Source organism: Sabulicella flocculans, assembly GCF_045449635.1.
Lineage (GTDB): Bacteria > Pseudomonadota > Alphaproteobacteria > Acetobacterales > Acetobacteraceae > Roseococcus.
On the sequence record NZ_JBJJBR010000010.1, the window covers coordinates 88,967 to 106,744 of the forward strand.

General features: G+C 74.6%; 19 protein-coding genes and 1 tRNA gene. 16 read left to right on the forward strand and 4 right to left on the reverse strand.

Annotated features, from left to right (window positions below; genetic code table 11):
- The first annotated feature begins 22 nt into the window (after positions 1–22).
- The 5 genes from ACI6QG_RS11495 to speE all read left to right on the forward strand — a co-directional run bounded on the left by ACI6QG_RS11495 (position 23) and on the right by speE (position 5,401).
- On the forward strand, positions 23–409 hold the full coding sequence (locus tag ACI6QG_RS11495) for a chemotaxis response regulator CheY (protein WP_407024698.1): 387 nt from the start codon (positions 23–25) through the stop codon (positions 407–409).
- Complete coding sequence (locus ACI6QG_RS11500) at positions 402–977, forward strand: protein phosphatase CheZ (protein ID WP_407024699.1); 576 nt, start codon at positions 402–404, stop codon at positions 975–977. Before ACI6QG_RS11495 ends, ACI6QG_RS11500 begins: the two co-directional genes overlap by 8 nt.
- Positions 977–3,835, forward strand: coding sequence for a hypothetical protein (locus tag ACI6QG_RS11505; protein ID WP_407024700.1), 2,859 nt, complete (start codon positions 977–979; stop codon positions 3,833–3,835). The genes ACI6QG_RS11500 and ACI6QG_RS11505 overlap by 1 nt, the downstream gene beginning before the upstream one ends.
- Before the next feature lie 182 nt (positions 3,836–4,017).
- Complete coding sequence (gene speD, locus ACI6QG_RS11510) at positions 4,018–4,461, forward strand: adenosylmethionine decarboxylase (RefSeq protein ID WP_407024701.1); 444 nt, start codon at positions 4,018–4,020, stop codon at positions 4,459–4,461.
- A gap of 73 nt (positions 4,462–4,534) precedes the next feature.
- On the forward strand, positions 4,535–5,401 hold the full coding sequence (speE, locus tag ACI6QG_RS11515) for a polyamine aminopropyltransferase (protein ID WP_407024702.1): 867 nt from the start codon (positions 4,535–4,537) through the stop codon (positions 5,399–5,401).
- A 265-nt stretch (positions 5,402–5,666) separates the two neighbouring features.
- Here the strand turns inward: speE and ACI6QG_RS11520 are convergent, their stop codons facing one another.
- Genes ACI6QG_RS11520 through ACI6QG_RS11530 form a run of 3 tightly spaced genes read right to left on the reverse strand, consistent with a single transcriptional unit; the run spans position 5,667 to position 8,787 of the window.
- Entirely contained in the window at positions 5,667–6,452 is a 786-nt protein-coding gene (locus ACI6QG_RS11520) for an SDR family NAD(P)-dependent oxidoreductase (RefSeq protein ID WP_407024703.1), read from the reverse strand.
- On the reverse strand, positions 6,452–7,783 hold the full coding sequence (locus ACI6QG_RS11525) for an NAD(P)H-dependent oxidoreductase (protein WP_407024704.1): 1,332 nt from the start codon (positions 7,781–7,783) through the stop codon (positions 6,452–6,454). Before ACI6QG_RS11525 ends, ACI6QG_RS11520 begins: the two co-directional genes overlap by 1 nt.
- 44 nt (positions 7,784–7,827) lie before the next feature.
- Positions 7,828–8,787 (reverse strand): alpha/beta hydrolase, encoded by a 960-nt coding sequence (locus tag ACI6QG_RS11530; protein ID WP_407024705.1) that lies wholly within the window; start codon positions 8,785–8,787, stop codon positions 7,828–7,830.
- Positions 8,788–8,842: 55 nt separating this feature from the next.
- Between ACI6QG_RS11530 and ACI6QG_RS11535 the strand changes: the two genes are divergently transcribed.
- Complete coding sequence (locus ACI6QG_RS11535; protein ID WP_407024706.1) at positions 8,843–11,350, forward strand: bifunctional acetate--CoA ligase family protein/GNAT family N-acetyltransferase; 2,508 nt, start codon at positions 8,843–8,845, stop codon at positions 11,348–11,350.
- Positions 11,351–11,356: 6 nt separating this feature from the next.
- Here ACI6QG_RS11535 and ACI6QG_RS11540 read toward each other — a convergent pair whose 3' ends face one another.
- Positions 11,357–12,220 carry a tellurite resistance TerB family protein gene (locus tag ACI6QG_RS11540; protein ID WP_407024707.1) on the reverse strand — a complete coding sequence of 288 codons (864 nt, stop codon included), beginning with the start codon at positions 12,218–12,220 and terminating at the stop codon, positions 11,357–11,359.
- Between the two features lie 61 nt (positions 12,221–12,281).
- On the opposite strand from ACI6QG_RS11540, the gene ACI6QG_RS11545 reads away from it, so the two are divergent.
- The 10 genes from ACI6QG_RS11545 to rplL all read left to right on the forward strand — a co-directional run bounded on the left by ACI6QG_RS11545 (position 12,282) and on the right by rplL (position 17,707).
- Positions 12,282–12,647: a DUF4345 domain-containing protein gene (locus tag ACI6QG_RS11545; protein WP_407024708.1), complete on the forward strand. Its 366-nt coding sequence runs from the start codon at positions 12,282–12,284 to the stop codon at positions 12,645–12,647.
- On the forward strand, positions 12,640–13,263 hold the full coding sequence (gene thiE, locus ACI6QG_RS11550; protein WP_407024709.1) for a thiamine phosphate synthase: 624 nt from the start codon (positions 12,640–12,642) through the stop codon (positions 13,261–13,263). Before ACI6QG_RS11545 ends, thiE begins: the two co-directional genes overlap by 8 nt.
- Positions 13,264–13,509: 246 nt before the next feature.
- On the forward strand, positions 13,510–13,635 hold the full coding sequence (locus ACI6QG_RS11555; protein WP_407024710.1) for a hypothetical protein: 126 nt from the start codon (positions 13,510–13,512) through the stop codon (positions 13,633–13,635).
- The gene (locus tag ACI6QG_RS11560; RefSeq protein WP_407024711.1) at positions 13,625–14,476 is read left to right on the forward strand and encodes a PhzF family phenazine biosynthesis protein; all 852 of its coding nucleotides are present in this window, start codon (positions 13,625–13,627) and stop codon (positions 14,474–14,476) included. Before ACI6QG_RS11555 ends, ACI6QG_RS11560 begins: the two co-directional genes overlap by 11 nt.
- A gap of 3 nt (positions 14,477–14,479) precedes the next feature.
- Entirely contained in the window at positions 14,480–15,034 is a 555-nt protein-coding gene (locus ACI6QG_RS11565) for an FkbM family methyltransferase (RefSeq protein WP_407024712.1), read from the forward strand.
- A gap of 57 nt (positions 15,035–15,091) precedes the next feature.
- Positions 15,092–15,168, forward strand: a tRNA-Pro gene (locus tag ACI6QG_RS11570).
- A 138-nt stretch (positions 15,169–15,306) separates the two neighbouring features.
- On the forward strand, positions 15,307–15,741 hold the full coding sequence (gene rplK / locus ACI6QG_RS11575; protein ID WP_407024713.1) for a 50S ribosomal protein L11: 435 nt from the start codon (positions 15,307–15,309) through the stop codon (positions 15,739–15,741).
- Between the two features lie 4 nt (positions 15,742–15,745).
- The gene (gene rplA, locus ACI6QG_RS11580) at positions 15,746–16,441 is read left to right on the forward strand and encodes a 50S ribosomal protein L1 (RefSeq protein ID WP_407024714.1); all 696 of its coding nucleotides are present in this window, start codon (positions 15,746–15,748) and stop codon (positions 16,439–16,441) included.
- Between the two features lie 282 nt (positions 16,442–16,723).
- Entirely contained in the window at positions 16,724–17,239 is a 516-nt protein-coding gene (rplJ, locus tag ACI6QG_RS11585) for a 50S ribosomal protein L10 (protein WP_407024715.1), read from the forward strand.
- A 90-nt stretch (positions 17,240–17,329) separates the two neighbouring features.
- A complete protein-coding gene (gene rplL / locus ACI6QG_RS11590; RefSeq protein ID WP_407024716.1) occupies positions 17,330–17,707 on the forward strand; it encodes a 50S ribosomal protein L7/L12 in 378 nt (125 codons plus the stop codon).
- Positions 17,708–17,778 lie beyond the last annotated feature (71 nt).

Consider the following 17,778-nt stretch of genomic DNA (forward strand, 5'->3'; position numbering starts at 1 on the left):
ACAGGAGACGCTGGAAAGCGAGATGGCCATGGACAAGAGCATCAACGTCCTCATCGTGGACGACTACAAGACCATGCTGCGGATCATCCGCAACCTGCTGAAGCAGCTGGAATTCGACAATGTCGAGGAAGCCACCGACGGCTCCGAGGCGCTGGCCAAGCTGCGCGCGGGCAATTTCGGCCTGGTCATCAGCGACTGGAACATGGAGCCGATGACCGGGCTGGACCTGCTGAAGGAGGTGCGCGCCGATGCCCGGCTGAAGCACACGCCCTTCATCATGGTCACCGCCGAGAGCAAGACGGAGAACGTGGTGGCCGCCAAGCAGGCGGGCGTGTCCAACTACATCGTCAAGCCCTTCAACGCGGAAACGCTGCGCGAGAAGATCGAGAAGGTGCTGGTCCATGCCTGACGGCGGCCAGGACCCCATCGAGGCGGCGGTGCGCGAGGTGCTCGGCTCCCTTTCCGGCGACCTGTCGGTGAACGAGGTGGTGCTGCTGAGCGAACTGGAGGCGCTGGGCGCCGAGGTCGCCCGCGCCAAGAGCGAGATCGCCGCCCTGCGCGTGGACGACATCAAGGAGCGGCACATCCCCTCCGCCACGGACGAACTGGACGCGGTGGTGGAGCACACCGCCACCGCCACCAACGAGATCCTGGACGTGTGCGAGGTGCTGGAGGCGCTGCAGCCCAAGGTGGCGGCGGAGCACGGCGCGGCGCTGGGCGACGCGGTGACGCGCATCTACGAGGCGTGTTCCTTCCAGGACATCACCGGCCAGCGCATCGGCAAGGTGGTGACGGCGCTCAAGGCCATCGAGCAGCGGGTGGCGGCGGTGACGGCGCGCTTCGACCAGCGCCTGGCGCCGGAGGAAGCGCCGGCGCCGGCGGTGAGCGAGGGCCGCGCGCTGGCCAGCGGCCCGCAGCTGCCGGCCGCCGCCTCCTCGCAGGAGGAGATCGACAAGCTGCTGGCGAGCTTCGACTGATGCGCGCCCTGGCCCTGGCCGCCCTGCTGGCCGCGGCACCCGCCGCGGCGCAGACCGTCCCCGTCCGCACCGGCGAGCACCCGGGCCACGGGCGCATCGTCTTCGACTGGCCCTCCGCGCCGCCCTACCGCGTGGAGCAGGAGGGGGAGCGCGTGCGCCTGCGCTTCCCCCCGGGCGCCGAGATCGCCCTGCCGCGCCGCCTGCCGCGCAACATGCAGGCCATCCGCCGCGATGGGGAGGTGGTGGAGGTGACCATCGCCCCCGGTGCGCGCATCCGCCATTTCCGCAGCGGCGCCAAGGTGGCGCTGGACGTGCTGGACGCCGCCCCGGCCGCGCCGGCGCCGCGCGCCCCCGTCGTCGCCCGTCGTTCCGAGCCGCGGGAGGCGCCGCCGCCGACGCCGTCCCAGCCCGCCGCTCCGGCCGCCCAGCCGCAGCCGGCTGAACGCGCCGCGCCCTCTCCCAGCCCCGCCGCCGCGCCTTCCCCGGAGGGCGCCGCCGCGCCGCCGCGCCTCTCCGCTGCGCCGGCAGTGCCGCTGCCGGCCCCAGCGCCGGTCGTTCTTCCGGCGGCGCCGCCGCCGGCCGTCGCCATCGCGCCGCCCCCCGCTGCCGATGGCCTGCGCGTGCTGCCCGGCCCTGCCGCCGGCCCGCCGGGCCTGCGCCTGCTGCGCGCCGGCGCGGCCGGCATTGCGCTGTTCCCGCGCGGGGACCGGATGGTGCTGGCGTTGGAAACCGAGCAGCCCTTCGACCTGTCCCGCCTGTCCGGCCACCCGCATTGGCCGGTGGCGGAGGCGCGGCGCCTGGCCGGCGGCGCGGCGCTGATCGTGCCGCTGCCGCCGGGCTTGGCGCCGGCCGTGCTGCGCCAGGGCGGCGACCTGCTGGTGGAGTTCCGTCCGGCCGCCGGCACGCCCCCGGCGGAGCTGACCTTCGCGGAGGGCCGCGCGCAGATCGCCGCCGCCGCGCCCGGCAGCGTGCTGGTGCTGAATGATCCGCTGACCGAGCTGCCGCTGCTGGTCGGCACCCACCGGGACGGCGGGCAGCGCCAGCCGCTCGCGCGGTCCTGGCCGGAGTTCGAGGTGCTGCCCTCCTTCGCCGGGGCCGTCCTGCTGGCCCGCAGCGACCGGCTGACGCTGCGCCCCGGGCCCGGGCGCTTCGTCGCCGCGCTGGAGGGCGGCGCCCTGGCCGCTGGCGGCGCGGCGCCGGAACGCCTGGTGGCCGGCGCCGCCATGACGCGCTTCCTGGACCTGCCGGCCCAGCCGGTGCCCGCCCTGCTGGAACGCCTGCGGGCCGACCAGGCGGCGGTGGCGCAGACGCCGCCGCTGTCCCGCGCGCCGGCCCGCCTGCAGGCCGCGCAAGGCTTCCTGGCGCTGGGGCTGCCGCAGGAGGCAGCCGCGCAGCTCCGCCTCGCCGCCGCCGAGACGCCCGAGGCCGCCCAGGCCCCGCGCCACCGCGCGCTGGCCGGCATCGCGGCGCTGCTGCTGGGCGAGGGCGGCCAGGGGCTGGAGGCGCCGCTGCCCGAATCGGACGAACTGTCCTTCTGGCGCGGCTTGCGGGCCGCCCGCGCCGGCGACCCGCGCGCCGCCGCCCCGGCGCTGGCGAGCACGCTGCCCCTGCTGCTGTCCTACCCCGAGGGGCTGCGGCGCCGCCTGCTGGCGCCGGTGGCCGAGGCCCTCGCCGAGGGCGGAGACCCCGCCGGCGCCCGCCGCCTGGCCGAGGCCGCGGGCGAGGAGGTGCCGATGCACATGGCCCTGGCCCTGGCCGAGGAGGCCGAGGGCAACGCCGACCGCGCGCTGGAGGCGCTGGAGGCCGCCGCCAATGGGCGGGACCGCCGCACCCGTGCCCGCGCCCTGCGCCGCGCGGCGGAGCTGCGGCTGGCCACCGGCCGTCTGGACCCCGCCGGGGCGGCGCGGGCGCTGGACGCCGCCCTGTTCGCCTGGCGCGGCGACGAGGAGGAGTTGGCGCTGCGCCGCCGCATCGCCCAGCTGCGCCAGGAGGGCGGCGACGCCCGCGGCGCCATCGCCATGCTGCGCGAGGCGGAGGCGGCCTTCCCGGAATCGGCGGCGGCGCTGCGGCCCGGCATCCAGTCCGCCTTCCTGCAGGCGCTGGGCAACGAGCCGCCGATGCAGGCGGTGGCGCTGCATGATGCCCATCCGGAGCTGGTGCCGGCCGACGCGGCGGGCGAGGCCGCGCTGGCCGCCCTCGCCGAGCGCCTGGTGGCGCTGGACCTGCCAGAACGCGGCGGCGCCCTGCTGCGCCGCGCCATGGACCGGATGCCGCCCGGCGAGGCGCGCGCCGCGCTGGGCCTGCGGCTGGCCACATTGCGGTTGGGCGAGCGCGACGCGGCCGGGGCGCTGGAAGCGCTGGCCGCCAGCGGCGCGCCGGCCATCTCTGCGCCCCTGCTGCGGGAGCGCGCGGTGCTGGCCGCGCGCGCCGAGGCCCGGCGCGGCAACCGCGCGGTAGCGGCGGAGGCTCTGGCGGCGCTGGGCCCGGCGGGCGACGAGGCGCTGGCCGAGATCCTCACGGAAGGGCGGGACTTCGCCGCCGCGGCCGCCGCGCTGGGCCGCCACTTGGCCGCGCTGGCCCCGCCCCAGGGCCCGCTGCCCGAGCCGGTGCAGCGGGTGGCGCTGCGCCAGGCCGCCCTGCTGGCGCTGGCGGGGGATGAGCGCGGGGTGGGCACGCTGCGCGCCGCCTATGCCGCGCGTTTCCCGGCCGGCGCGCTGGCGCATGGCTTCGAGGCACTGACCGCCGACCCGGTGCGGGGCCTGGCCGACCTGCCGCGCATGGCGCGTGAACTGAATCTCTTCCGGGGTTTGGGCCAATGGCGGGAGCCATTGCGGACTGCAGCGCTCCCCACAGGATGAGTCGCGCGCCGGTTGGGGGGGAGGTCCGCGTTTTTTTCGGGGCGCGGGGAGGATTTTCATTTGACCCCCGGGGTCAGGTGCCCCATATCCCCGCTCACGTTGACCCCCTACGAACCGACGGCCGCGGTGGCCGCACAGCCGTTGGACCCAGGTCTTCTCCCCGTATGAAAGGGTTTGCCCGCATGGACACTCTCGTTCGGCTGGAGGACGCGCTCGCGACCGACGCCACGACCACCGTCTCGCATGGCGAGCAGAAGGACTACTTCGTGGAGCGCAACGGCGTCCGCTACGCCGGCACGCACCTGATCGTGGACCTGTGGGGCGCGACCAACCTGGATGATCCCGGCCACATCGACGCGGTGCTGCGCGAGGCGGCGATCGCCACCGGCGCCACCATCCTGCATGGGCACTTCCACCACTTCTCGCCCAATGGCGGCGTGTCGGGCGTGCTGGTGCTGGCCGAGAGCCACGTGTCCATCCACACCTGGCCGGAGCGCGACTACGCCGCGCTGGACATCTTCGTCTGCGGCGACTGCGATCCCTACAAGGCCATCCCGCACCTCAAGCGCGGCTTCCTGGCCGAGCGCGTGCAGCTGGCCGAGCACAAGCGCGGCCTGATCGGCTGAGGCCCGCCCGCACGCGCAGGGCACGGGGCCGGGCGGCAGCGCCCGGCCCTTTTTCGTGAGACGGAGACCGACGATGACGACCGATTCCTGGGTGAACGAGACGCTCTACGCCGAGTGGGGCCAGCGCTTCCGCGTGACGCGCGAGCTGGCGCGGGTGAAGAGCGACTTCCAGGACATCATGGTCTTCGAGAGCGAGAGCCATGGCCGCGTCATGCTGCTGGACGGCGTGGTGCAGATCACCGAGCGCGACGAGTTCGTCTACCAGGAGATGCTGACCCACGTGCCGCTGCTGGCGCATGGCGCGGCGAAGCGCGTGCTGATCATCGGTGCCGGCGATGGCGGCGTGCTGAAGCGCGTGCTGCAGCATTCCACCGTCGAGAAGGCGGTGAAGGTCGAGATCGACGGCGAGGTGATCCGCCTGTCCAAGGAGTTCCTGCCCGGCATCGGCGGCGACGCCTGGACCGACCCGCGCGCCGAGGTGATCGTGGGCGACGGCATCGACTACGTCCGCACCGCGCCCGCCGGCTCCTTCGACGTGGTGATCGTGGACAGCACGGACCCCATCGGCGTGGGCGAGGTGCTGTTCACGGAGGAATTCTACGCCAACGCCGCGCGGCTGCTGAGCGACAAAGGCCTGATCGTCAACCAGTGCGGCGTGCCCTTCATGCAGGCCGATGAGCTGCGCGACACCAACCTGCGCCGCGCCAAGTCCTTCGCCGACACCTGGGCCTATGTGGCGGCGGTGCCGACCTATGTGGGCGGCTTCATGACGCTGGGCTGGGCGGCGAAGGACGCCGCGCTGCGCCAGCACGACGCCGCCACCATCCGCGCCCGGGCCGAGGCCGCGGGCATCGCCGGCAAGACCCGCTACTGGACGCCGGAGATCCATGTCGGCGCCTTCCACCTGCCGCCCTACATCAGCGAGAACCTGTCCCGCTGACCCCTTGAAGCGGCAGGTGGCCATGCCCACCTGCCGCCTCCTTCCGGCCGCTGCCACACCCGCGCGCGTGTTCGCGGCGAAGGGCCTGCACCGCCACCGTGGCGCCGCCTCGCGGGGTGTCGCCACGGGTGTCCCCCGACGGAGCGGGGGCGTCGCGGAAGGTCCTCGCCTGGGGTTGCGCCCCGCTCACGTCGCGGGCGGCGGCGGCCGGTATCACCGTCCGGCCCGCGGGCCTCGGGTGCCCGCCTTCGCGCGCTGGGGTGGGCTACTCCTCCTCCACCAGCGGCGGGCCGGCCAGCACGCCGCCATCCACCACCATGCTCTGCCCGGTCATGAAGCCGCTGGCGGGGCTGGCCAGGAACACCGCCGCGCCGGCGATCTCGTCCGGCTCGCCGATGCGCAGCAGGGGCGTGTCGCGGGTGCGCTTCTTCAGGTTCACCGGGTCCTCCCACAGCGCGCGGGCGAAGTCGGTCTTCACCAGGCCGGGGGCGATGGCGTTCACCCGCACGTTGCGCGGCCCCCATTCCACCGCCAGCGCGCGCGCCAGCTGCATGTCCGCCGCCTTGGAGACGCCGTAGATGCCGAGCCGCGGCGAGCCGCGGAAGCCGCCGATGGAGGAGACGATGATGACGGAGCCGCCGCCGCGCTCCGCCATGCCCGGGATCGCCATCTGGCACAGCCACAGGTTGGACCGGACGTTGGAATTCATGATGCGGTCATAGGCCTCGTCCGGGATGTCCTGGGAGGGGCCGAAATACGGGTTCACCGCGGCGTTGCAGACCAGGATGTCCACCTGGCCCCAGGCCGCCAGCGTGCCGTCCACCAGCGCCTGCAGCTCCGGCTTGCGGCCGATGTTGCAGGCCAGCGCCATGGCGGTGCCGCCCTTAGCCGTGATGGCGTCCACCACCTCCTGGCAGGCATCGGCCTTGCGCGAGGACACCACCACCTTGGCGCCGTGCTCGGCCAGGCGCTCGCAGATGGCGCGGCCGATGCCGCGCGAGCCGCCGGTGACGATGGCGACCTTGCCGGAAAGATCGAACAGCGAACCCATCAGGACATTCCCTCCATCTCGCGGCGCAGGATCACCGCCTCGCTCGCTTCATCCAGCGCCACGTCGGCCTTGCGCAGGGATGCGCCCTTCGGCACGTCGCGCAGCAGCCGCACGCCATGCGCCAGGCCGATCGGCAGCGCGTCCTCGCGCAGCGCGCGCGACGCCGGGATGCACTTGCCCCAGACCATCGCCCCGCCCTCGCCATCCAGGATCTCGCCGGCCTTCAGGTCGCGCTTGGCGGTGGCGGCCACGTCGCCGCGCCATTCCAGCGAACAGCCCGTGGGCTCGCGCCGCAGCGCAACGGAAGCGACCGAAACCGCCAGCTCCAGCCCGATCAGGTGGTAGGGCCGCCACAGCGCGGCGTAGCGCCCCGTGTCGTCGGTGCGCACGCCGTATTCGCCGAAGCAGCGGCGGATGTAGTCCGTCTCGCCCTCGAAGGTGGCGTAGACGCCCCAGCGCAGGTCGCCCGCCACCGGGCGCGAATCGCGCTCCAGTGACGAGATCACCTCCACCACGCCCTTGCGCGGCAGGATGCCGCCCTCGCTCGCCGGGCGCAGCAGGTGCGGCAGGTCCCCCACGCCGCAGGGCGGGAAGGCCAGCCCGTCCTCCGGCGGCTCCAGCCCGGTGGCATTGGCGATGGCGGCCATCTCGATGCCGCTCTTGGTGCCGTCCAGGAAGGAGTTGAACATCTGCGGGTTCATGCCGCCCTTCGCCGCCTCCTCGGGCGACAGGCCGTAGAAGCCCCAGACGGTGTCGGGCGTGCTCTCGTGGAAGCGGGGCAGGTATTTCGTGCCCTTGCCGGCCGCCACCACCGGCAGGCCCATGGCGCGGATCGTGTCCACCAACTCGCAGACCAGGGCCGGCTGGTCGCCATAGGCCATGGAGACGACGACGCCCGCCTTGGCCGCTCGCGCCGCCAGGGCCGGGCCGGCCAGCACGTCGGCCTCCACGTTCACCATCACCACATGCTGCTTCGCCGCGATGGCGGCCAGGGCGTGGCGGATGCCGGCGGCGGGGTTGCCGGTGCTTTCCACCACCACCTCGATGCGCGGGTCGTTCACCGCCGTGGCGTCTTCCGTCACGAAGGTGCCGCCGCCGGCCAGGGCGGTGTCCAGGCTGGCGGCGCTGGCGCGCTCGGGCTCCCAGCCGATGCGCTCCAGGTTGGCGCGGGCGCGCTCCGGCGAGAGGTCGGCGATGACGGCGACGTGCACGCCTGGCCGGCGCACCGCCATGGCAAGGAACATCGAGCCGAACTTGCCGGCGCCGATCACGCCCACGGTGATGGGCCTCCCGGCGGCGGCGCGCGCGTCCAGCATGCGGGACAGGTTCATGGGCGTGTCTCTCCTCCGCCGGCAGGGTGCCAGCGCGGCGGCGTTCAGGCCAGCCGCGCCCCCAGCCAGGATGCGGCCGCCGCCGTGGCGCGGTCGGTGGCGCCGACGCGTCCCTGGGCGCGCAGGAAGCCGTGCACAGTGCCGGGGAAGACCTCCAGCTCCAGCTTCACCCCGGCCTGGCGCAGCTTCTCGGCGAAGGCGTGGTTCTCGCTGGCCAGCACGTCCAGCTCGGCCACGTGCAGCAGGGTGGGCGGCAGCACCGACAGGTCGCCCCGCAGCGGCGAGGCGAGGGGGGAGAGCCGCGCCAGCGGGTCGGGGCAGTAGGCGTCCCAGTAGAAGCGCATCTTGTCGCGCGTCAGCCCGTAGCCGGCGGCGAATTCGCGGTAGCTGGGCGTGTCCAGGTCGTGGTCGAAGACGCCGTAGTTCAGCAGCAGCCCGCGCAGCGGCACGGGGTCGGCGGCCTCGGCGTTCAGCAGGGCGGTGGCGGCGGCCAGGTTGGCGCCGGCGCTGTCCCCGCCCAGCACGATGCGCGCGCCGTCCAGCCCCCATTCGGCGCCGCGCGCGGCGGCGAAGCGCAGGGCGGCGGCGCACTCCTCCAGCGCCTGGGGAAACACCGCCTCGGGCGACAGCGCGTAGTCCAGCCCCAGCACGGCGCAGCCCGCGGCGGCGGCATAGGCGCGCATCAGCCGGTCATGCGTGTCAATCGAGCCCCAGACCCAGCCGCCGCCATGCAGGTACAGCAGCACCGGCAGCGCGCCGCCGGCCACCGGGCGGTGCAGCCGCACCAGGGTGCGCCGGCCGCGGATGGGCCACCACAGGTCGCGGCTCTCGGCCATCAGGGGGCCGCCCTCGGCCAGCGCCTCCTGCGGGCCGTCATTCAGCCGGCGCAGCGGCTCGAAGGGCGCGGCGCGCGGCGCGGCGGGCAGGGCGATGGGCTGGGCGCGCGCCTCCATCATCGCGGTGAAGGCGGCCATCTCGGGGTCCAGGCGCGGGTCGTTCGGCATGGCGCCATGCTGCGCGCGGGCAGCGCTTCGGGCAAAGGGGGGTTATCCTGCCGCCATGTCCCTGCTCCTCACCGGCCGGCCCGGCACGGGCTTCCGCGACGCCGCGCTGTTCCGGCCGCGCGCCGTGCGCCTCTGGGCCGACCCGGCCCTGCCCGAATCGGCCCTGCTGCGCCGCAACCTGGAGGCCGGCGGCTTCCAGGGCGCGCTGACCCTGGACGGCGAGCCGGCCGCCCCGCCGGACGTCACCGTGCTCTGCGTGGCGCCCGAGGCCCAGGCGGCGGCGCTGCGCGCCATCGGGGAGGGCGGCTGCCACGCGGTGGTGGTGCCCAACGCCGCGCCCGGGCTGAAGGCGATGGCCGAGGCCGCGGGGCTGCGCAGCCTGGGCGAGCGCTCCTTCGGGCTGGCCATCCCGCAGCTGGGGCTGAACGCCACCCTGTCCCACATCCCGATCAAGCCCGGGAAGCTGGCGCTGATGGCGCAATCCTCCGCCATCGCCCGCGCCATCCTGGACTGGGCGCAGGCCGAGGGGCTGGGCTTCTCCCACGTCATCGGCATCGGCGCCAATGACGACCTCGGCTTCGCGGCGGGGCTGGACTGGCTGGCGCGCGACGCCCGCACCGCGCTGGTGCTGCTGGAGCTGCGGCGCATCAAGCAGCGCCGGCTGTTCGTCTCCGCCGCCCGCGCGGTGGCGCGCACCCGGCCGGTGCTGGCCATCCGGCCGGGCGGGCGGCTGGACGACCCCGCGGGCCTGGCCGACGCCGCCATGGGCGCGGCGATGCGGCGCGCCGGCATCCTGCGCGCCGCCGGGCTGGAGGAGCTGCTGGCCGCCGCCGAGACCCTGGCCCGCGCCAAGCCGCGCGGGGAGGGGGACCGCATCGCCATCCTGGCCAACGGCATCGGGCTGGGCCGCCTGGCCGCCGACGCCGCCCTGGCGCACGGCCTGCGCCTGGCCGAGACCGGCGGGCGCAACCCGCTCTCCCTGGGCAGCGAGGCCGGGCCCGCCCTGGCCGAGGAGGCGCGCCGCCTGGCGGCGATGGAGGGGGTGGACACGGTGATCGCCCTGCACGCCCCGGCGGACGAGGCCGCGCCGGGGGCGCAGCTGGTGGCCGCCGGCCGCGGCGGGCGGGGCGCGCCGATCCTGTTCGGCTGGCTGGGCGAGGGCAGCGCCCAGACCGAGCGCCGCTTCCTGACCGAGGCCGGCCTGCCGGTGTTCAGCACCCCCGAGGCCGCCATCCGCGGCGCCGCCCACCTGGCGATGGAGCGCCGCAACCGCGCCGCCGCCGCCGAACTGCCGCCCGCCGAGGTGCTGGAGGTGGCGCCCGACCGGCAGGCGGTGCGCGGGCTGTTCGCCGCCGTGCGCGCCGAGGGCCGGCTGCGCCTGTTCGAGGACGAGGCGCTGGCGGTGCTGGCGGCCTACGGCATCCCCTGCGCCCCCGGCCGGGTGGCCGCCACCCCCGCCGAGGCCGCCGCCGCGGCGACGGAGATCGGGTTTCCCGTGGTGCTGAAGGCCCGCGCCCTGCTGCGCTTCAAGAGTGAGGCCGGCGCGGTGATGACCGGCCTGCGCGACGCCGCCATCGTCGGCATGGCCGCCGCCCACATGTCGCGCGAGGTGCCCGAGCGCGCGCCCGGCGCCGCCCTGCACGGCTTCCTGGTCCAGAAGCAGGTGCCGCGCGGCGCCATGGAGCTGCGGCTGCGGCTGGACGAGGACCCGATGTGGGGCCCCTGGATCGGCTTCGGCCAGGGCGGCACCGCGGCGGAACTGGCGCAGGACGAGGCGCAGGACCTGCCGCCGCTGAACCTGCCCCTGGCCCACGCGCTGATCGCGCGCACCCGCCTGTCCCGCCTGCTGCCGGGCTTCCGCGACCGTGACCCGGTGGACGAGCCCGCCATCGCCGACGCGCTGGTGCGCCTGTCCCAGCTCGCGGTGGACTTCCCGGAGGTGGCGCGGGTGGTGGTGAACCCGCTGTTCGCCGATGCGCGCGGCGTGGTGGCGGCCGATGCCGCGCTGATGCTGCGCCCGGCCGGCGAGGCGGCGCTGCTGGCCATCCAGCCCTATCCGGCCCAGTTGGAGTCGGATTGGGTGGCCAGGGATGGCCGGACCTTCCGCATCCGCCCCATCCGCCCGGAGGACGCCGAGGCGCAGGGCCGGCTGTTCCAGGCCCTGCCGCCGGAGGATGTGCGCTTCCGCTTCTTTTCCGCCATGAAGGAGCTGCCGCCGGCGCTGCTCGCGCGGCTGACGCAGATCGACTACGACCGGGAGATGGCCTTCATCGCCCAGGACGGCGGGGAGATCCACGGCACGGCGCGGCTGATCCGCGAGCCGGGCGGCGAGGGCGCCGAATTCGCCGTGGTGGTGGCGCCCGCCGCCAAGGGCACCGGCCTGGCGCGCCACCTGATGGAACGCGCCATCGCCTGGGGCCGCGAGCAGGGCCTGTCCGAGCTCACCGGCCATGTCCTGGCCGACAACGCGCCCATGCTGGCCTTCGTCCAGCGGATGGGCTTCACCCTGTCCCGCTCGCTGGACGATGCCGACATCATGCTGGCGCGGATGCGTCTGCGCTGAGGCGCCTCAGCCGACAGCCTCGGCCGCCGCCGCGGCGTCCTTCGCCTGCTGGTCCAGCACCTGCTTCAGCCCGGCCGGCAGCTTCAGCTCATGCGCCAGCGCCTCCAGCCAGGCGCGCTCCGCCGCGCTGTCCGGCGCCGCCACCAGGCGCGAGGCCAGGTAGATCTGCGCCTTCTGCCCCTCGTCGCGCGCCAGGGCGGCGATGGAGCGCGGGTCCGCTTCCTCGCGCATCGCGGCGAAGACGAAGCCCTTCTCGTCATCGGCCAGGTCCAGGCGCTCGACCTCGGCGAAGATGCGCTCGCGCTCCTCGCCGTCCAGCACGCCGTCGGCCTTGGCGGCGGCGATCATGGCGCGGATCAGCGCCAGGCCCAGCGGCTGCGAATCCGCCGCGGGTGCCTCGGGCGCCGCCGGGGTGGGGACGGGGGCGCTGCCCGGCACGCCCTGCTTGGCCTGCCAGTCCTTGTAGGCGCGGTGCGCCAGGGCGCCGAGGATGGCCAGCCCGCCCATGCGGATCAGGCCCGAGCCGCCGCCGCCGCGCCGCCCGCCACCGCCGAGGATGGAGCCCAGCAGCCCGCCGGCCGCCGCCGCGCCGATCCCGCCGCCCATCGGCGGCTTGTTGAGCATGCCGCCCAGGCTATCGGCCAGGCCACCCAACCCGCCGGCGCCCGAGGGGCCGCGGCCGCCGAAGGCGTCCAGCATGCCGCCCAGCCCGCCGCCGGGCGCGCCGCCCATCGGGCTGCCCATGCCGGTGCCCTGCGGCGCCGTGCCGCGGCCGCCGAGCAGCCCGCCCAGCAGGTCCTCCACCCCGCCGCGCCCGCCGGGGAAGCCGCGATGGCCGGTGAACTGTTCCAGGATTCGGCGTGCGTCCATGACTTGGGTCTCCCTCGGGAAAAGCGTCGCGCCCTCAACGCCTGGACGGAGGCTTCGTCGCATGACCCCCTGGTTGATCCGCGTGGCCTGCCTGGTGCCGCTGCTGGCCGGGGGCGCCGGGGCGCTCTCCGGCGCCGTCTTCCTGCGCGGGGACGCCGCAGCGGCGGACAGCCACCTGCGCTACCTGTCCGGGCTGCTGCTGGGCATCGGCCTCGCCTTGCTGTGGGCCTCGCTGGACCTGCGGCGGCGCGGCTTCGTGTTCGACGTGCTGGCGCCGGTGGTGGTGCTGGGCGGGCTGTTCCGGCTGGCGGGGCTGCTGCACGGCACCCCGCCCTGGCCACACGTGGCGGCGCTGGGGATGGAGCTGGCGGTGACGCCGCTCTTGTGGTGGGCGGTGCGGCGGGGCAAGGCTGCCACCGATGGATGACCGCTGCCGCCTCTACCTCGTGACGCCGCCGGTGCTGCCGCCCGGATTCCGCGACACCCTGGCCGCGGCACTGGATGCCGGCGACGTCGCCTGCGTGCAGCTGCGCCTGAAGGACGCCCCACGCGACGCCGTGAAGCGCGCCATCGCCGAGCTGCTGCCGGTGGCCCAGGCGCGGGACGTCGCCTTCCTGCTGAACGACGACGCCCTGCTGGCCGCCGAGACCGGTTGCGACGGCGCCCATCTGGGCCAGGGCGACGGCGACCACGCCGCCGGCCGCATGGCGCTGACCGGCCGCATCCTGGGCATCACCTGCCACGCCAGCCGCCACCTGGCGATGACCGCGGGCGAGATGGGGGCCGACTACGTGGCCTTCGGCGCCTTCTTCCCGACCGCCACCAAGGAGGTGCAGCACCAGGCGGGGCTGGACCTGCTGGAATGGTGGAGCGAGATGATGGAGGTGCCCTCTGTCGCCATCGGCGGCATCACCGCGGCCAATTGCGCGCCGCTGGTGCGGGCGGGCGCCGACTTCCTGGCGGTGGTCGGCGCGGTGTGGCACCACCCGGAGGGCGCGGCCGCCGGCGTGCGGGCGATGAACGCCGCCATCGCCGCGGCGTGACGGCGCCGGACGCCGGGCCGGCGGGCGGGCCGGCGCTGGTGCCGGAACTGATGGTGCGCGACATCGCGGCCTCGCTGCGGTTCTGGCAGGGTGTGCTGGGCTTCGCCTGCCTGGAGCGCCAGGGCGCCCGCGTGATGCTGGACGAATTGCCGCCGGACCGCCCGCACGCCTGGGAGGTCGCGCCCGCCACCCCGCCCTTCGGCCGCGGCCCCGCTGCTGGCGGCGCTGGAATCCGCCGGCTGGCCCTTGTTCCGCCCGCCGCACGGGGCGCGCTACCGCGTCGGTTCCGGCCATGTCACCCTGCGGCCATTCCCGGTGCAGGACCCCGACGGCACCCTGCTGCGCTTCTCGGAGATGCTGGATGGAGCTTGAGTTCGAGACGGCGGACGTGTTCACCCGCACCCGCTTCGGCGGCAACCCGCTGGCGGTGGTGCACGGGGCCGAGGCGCTGGATGGCCCGGCCATGCAGGCCATCGCCCGCGAGTTCAACCTGAGCGAGACGCTCTTCGTCCTGCCCGCGCGCGACGGCGACGAGGACGCCTTCGTCCGCATCTTCACCCCCTTCGCCGAGCTGCCCTTCGCCGGCCACCCCAATGTCGGCGCCGCCGCGCTGCTGGCCCGGCGGTGGGGCCGCGCCGGCGCGCTGCGGCTGGGCCAGGCCGCCGGCATCGTGGTGGCCGAGGTGACGGGGGAGGGGGCGGAGATCGCCGCCCCGCAGCCCCTGGCCATCGGGCCCGTGCTGGACCCCGCCGCGGTCGCCGCCTGCGCCGGACTGCCCGAAGGCGCCATTCACCTGAACGGCCACATGCCGCTGGTCGCCGGCTGCGGCACCCCTTTCGCCCTGGCCGAGGTGGAGGATGCCGCGACCCTGGCCGGCGCCCTGCCGGACGCCGCCGCCTTCGCCCGCCACCTGCCGGAACTGCCCGGGCTGCTGCTGCACGCGCCGCTGGGGGTCGGGCGGCGACGGGTGCGCGTCTTCGCCCCGCTGATCGGCGTCGGCGAGGACCCGGCGACCGGCGGGGCGAACGTCGCCCTGGCCGGGCTGCTGCTGGAGTTGAACGGCGGCGCCACCCTGCGGCTGGAGGTGGAGCAGGGGGTGGAGATGGGCCGCCCGTCGGAACTGCACCTCGCCGCCCAGCGGGGAGAGGACGGCATCCGCGTGCGCGTCGGCGGCGGGGTGGTGCCGGTGTCGCGCGGCGTCATCGAGGCCTGAGCGATGGAGGAGGCGGAGTTCCACCGCCGCCTGTGGCGCCCCGGCCTGGCGCTGGACATCGGCGCCCATGACGGGCTGCTGACGGTGCCGCTGGCCACGCTGCCCGGCGCCCGGCAGGAGCAATGGGCGAGCCTCGCCAAGGACTACGCCGGCTTCGCGGGGGTGGGGGCGGTGTCGCACCGCGTGCCTGTCCTCCCGCTGGACACCCTGGCGCTGGACGGCGTGACGGCGGTGAAGCTGGACGCCGAGGGCCACGAGGAAGCCGTGCTGCGCGGCGGCGCCGCCACCCTGCGCCGCTGCCGCCCGGTGCTGAGCGTGGAGGTGGAGGAGCGCCACGCGCCCGGCAGCACGGCGCGGGTGCCGGCGCTGCTGGCCGCGCTGGGCTATGCGGGCTTCTTCTGGCTGGACGGGCTGCGCCCCCTAGCGGGCTTCGACGCCGCGACCATGCAGGCCGCCAGTCCGGACCCCTCGGATTTCCGCGCCAGCGACCCCTACGTGTTCACCTTCTTCTTCGTGCCGGAAGAGCGGCGGGACGCGGCGCTGGCGGCGCTGGCGTGATGCGCGCCCCCCGCTTGCGCCGCGGGCGCGATGGCATTACACGCGGCGCCACGGCGGCGGAGTGTAGCTCAGCCTGGTAGAGCACCGTGTTCGGGACGCGGGGGCCGGAGGTTCGAATCCTCTCACTCCGACCATCGCCGTCATGCGCGCACCGCGCATCTCCCTCCCTGGACATCCCCGGCGGCTTCCCTTAGAGGGCGCGCTCGGAAACGCGGGAGGCTCCTTACGGGGCCGTCTGGACCGCGGGTCCCTCACACCGAGGAGATCGAGCCATGGCGAAGAAGATCGCGGGCTACATCAAGCTGCAGATCCCGGCCGGCAAGGCCAACCCGTCGCCGCCCGTGGGCCCCGCCCTGGGCCAGCGCGGCCTGAACATCATGCAGTTCGTCAAGGAGTTCAACGCGGCGACGCAGCAGATGGAGCCGGGCACGCCGACGCCCGTGGTCATCACCGCGTTCACCGACCGCACCTTCTCCTTCATCACCAAGACGCCGCCCAACACCTACTTCCTGCTGAAGGCGGCGAAGATCGAGAAGGGCCACACCACCCCGGGCAAGGGCGGCACCGTCGGCCGCGTGACCAAGTCCCAGCTGCGCGAGATCGCCGCGGTGAAGATGAAGGACATGAACTGCACCGACGTGGAGTCGGCGGTTCGCATGCTGGCCGGTTCCGCCCGCTCGATGGGCATGACCGTGGTGGAGGGCTGATCCGATGGCCAAGCTGACCAAGCGCATGAAGGCCCTGGCCGCGACCGTCGAGGCCGACAAGCTCTACGCCCTGGACGAGGCGATCGCGCTGGCCAAGGCCAACGCCAAGGCCAAGTTCGACGAGACGATCGAGCTGTCCATGAACCTGGGCATCGACCCGCGCCACGCCGACCAGATGGTGCGCGGCATGGTGGGCCTGCCCAACGGCACCGGCAAGACCGTGCGCGTGGGCGTCTTCGCCCGCGGCCCGAAGGCGGAGGAGGCCAAGGCCGCCGGCGCCGACGTGGTGGGCGCGGACGACCTGGCCGCCGCGGTGCAGGAGGGCAAGATCGACTTCGACCGCTGCATCGCCACCCCGGACATGATGGCCCTGGTCGGCCGCCTCGGTAAGGTGCTGGGCCCTCGCGGCCTGATGCCGAACCCGAAGCTGGGCACCGTGACCATGGACGTGAAGGGCGCCGTGACCGCCGCCAAGGCCGGCCAGGTGGAGTTCCGCGCCGAGAAGGCCGGCATCATCCACGCCGGCATCGGCAAGGCGAGCTTCGACGCCGAGCAACTGGCCGCCAACGCCCGCGCCTTCATCGACGCCATCCAGAAGGCCCGCCCGGCCGGCGCGAAGGGAACCTACGTGAAGAAGGTCGCCGTCGCCTCCACCATGGGCCCGGGCGTGAAGGTGGACCCGGCGACGCTGGGCGCCTGAAGCATTCGCGCCCGGCCCGCCGGGCGCGCGCAGGCCGCGGGGGTTTGCCCCCGGGGCCGACACCTGTCGGAGACTGCCGGTGCCGCCATGGCGGCGTAATGGGCGAAGGCCCGCCAGCAGGAGACGGGGAACCGAGATGACAGCGCCGCGCGGGCCCCGGCCCCGCGGCGCCCGGCTTGGCTTTCCGACGACAGGCGAACGGGTGCGCGGGGTGGTCCCGCGTGCCTGGGTTGAACCGGCCGGAGCCCCTCCACCAGGCCCCGGCCACCGACGGAGCGTATGATGGACCGCACGGAAAAGCGCGCCTTCGTCGAGTCCCTGGCCACCACCTTCGGTGAGGTGTCCTTCGTCCTCGTGGCCCAGAACAAGGGTCTCACGGTGGCGGCGGTGGACGACCTGCGCCGCAAGATGAAGGCCGCGGGCGCGACGTACAAGGTTGCGAAGAACCGCCTGGCCAGCCGCGCCCTCGACGGCACCCGCTTCCAGGGCGTCCAGCCGCTGCTGAAGGGTCCGACCGCGCTCGCGTGGTCGAGCGACCCGGTGGCGGTGGCGAAGACCGCCGTGGAGTTCGCCAAGACGAACGACAAGTTCGTGATCCTGGGCGGTGCGCTCGGCACCCAGTCCCTGGCCCCCGAAGGGGTCAAGGCGCTGGCCGAGCTGCCGTCCCTGGACGCGCTGCGTGCGCAGCTGGTGGGTCTGATCCAGACCCCCGCGACGCGCATCGCCGGCGTGGTCCAGGCCCCCGCGGGGCAGCTGGCACGGGTGCTGAAGGCCTACGCCGACAAGGAAGCGGCGTAGGGGCAAGGCAGGTTTGTTTCGTTCCCCGCCTGGATGTCCGGGCGGGGTTGTCAAGTCACAGTCAAGCCATTAGATCGAAGGAACACGCAAATGGCCGATCTCGCCAAGCTCGTTGACGAGCTGTCCGCCCTGACCGTCCTGGAGGCCGCCGAGCTCTCCAAGATGCTTGAGGAGAAGTGGGGCGTCTCCGCCGCCGCTCCGGTCGCCATGGCCGCTGCCGCGCCGGCCGCCGCCGCCGCCCCGGCCGCCGAGGCGCAGACCGAGTTCACCGTCAGCCTCGAGGGCGCCGGCGACAAGAAGATCAACGTGATCAAGGTGATCCGCGAGATCACGGGCCTGGGCCTGAAGGAAGCCAAGGACCTGGTCGAGGGCGCGCCGAAGGTCGTGAAGGAGAACGTGTCGAAGGACGAGGCCGACAAGATCAAGAAGTCGCTCGAGGAGAATGGGGCGACCGTCAAGGTCTCGTAAGGCCGTCCCGGCCCGGGTGCGCCCGGGCCGGACAAGGACTTCCAGGGAAGTGGGCGGGGACCCGGTGGGTC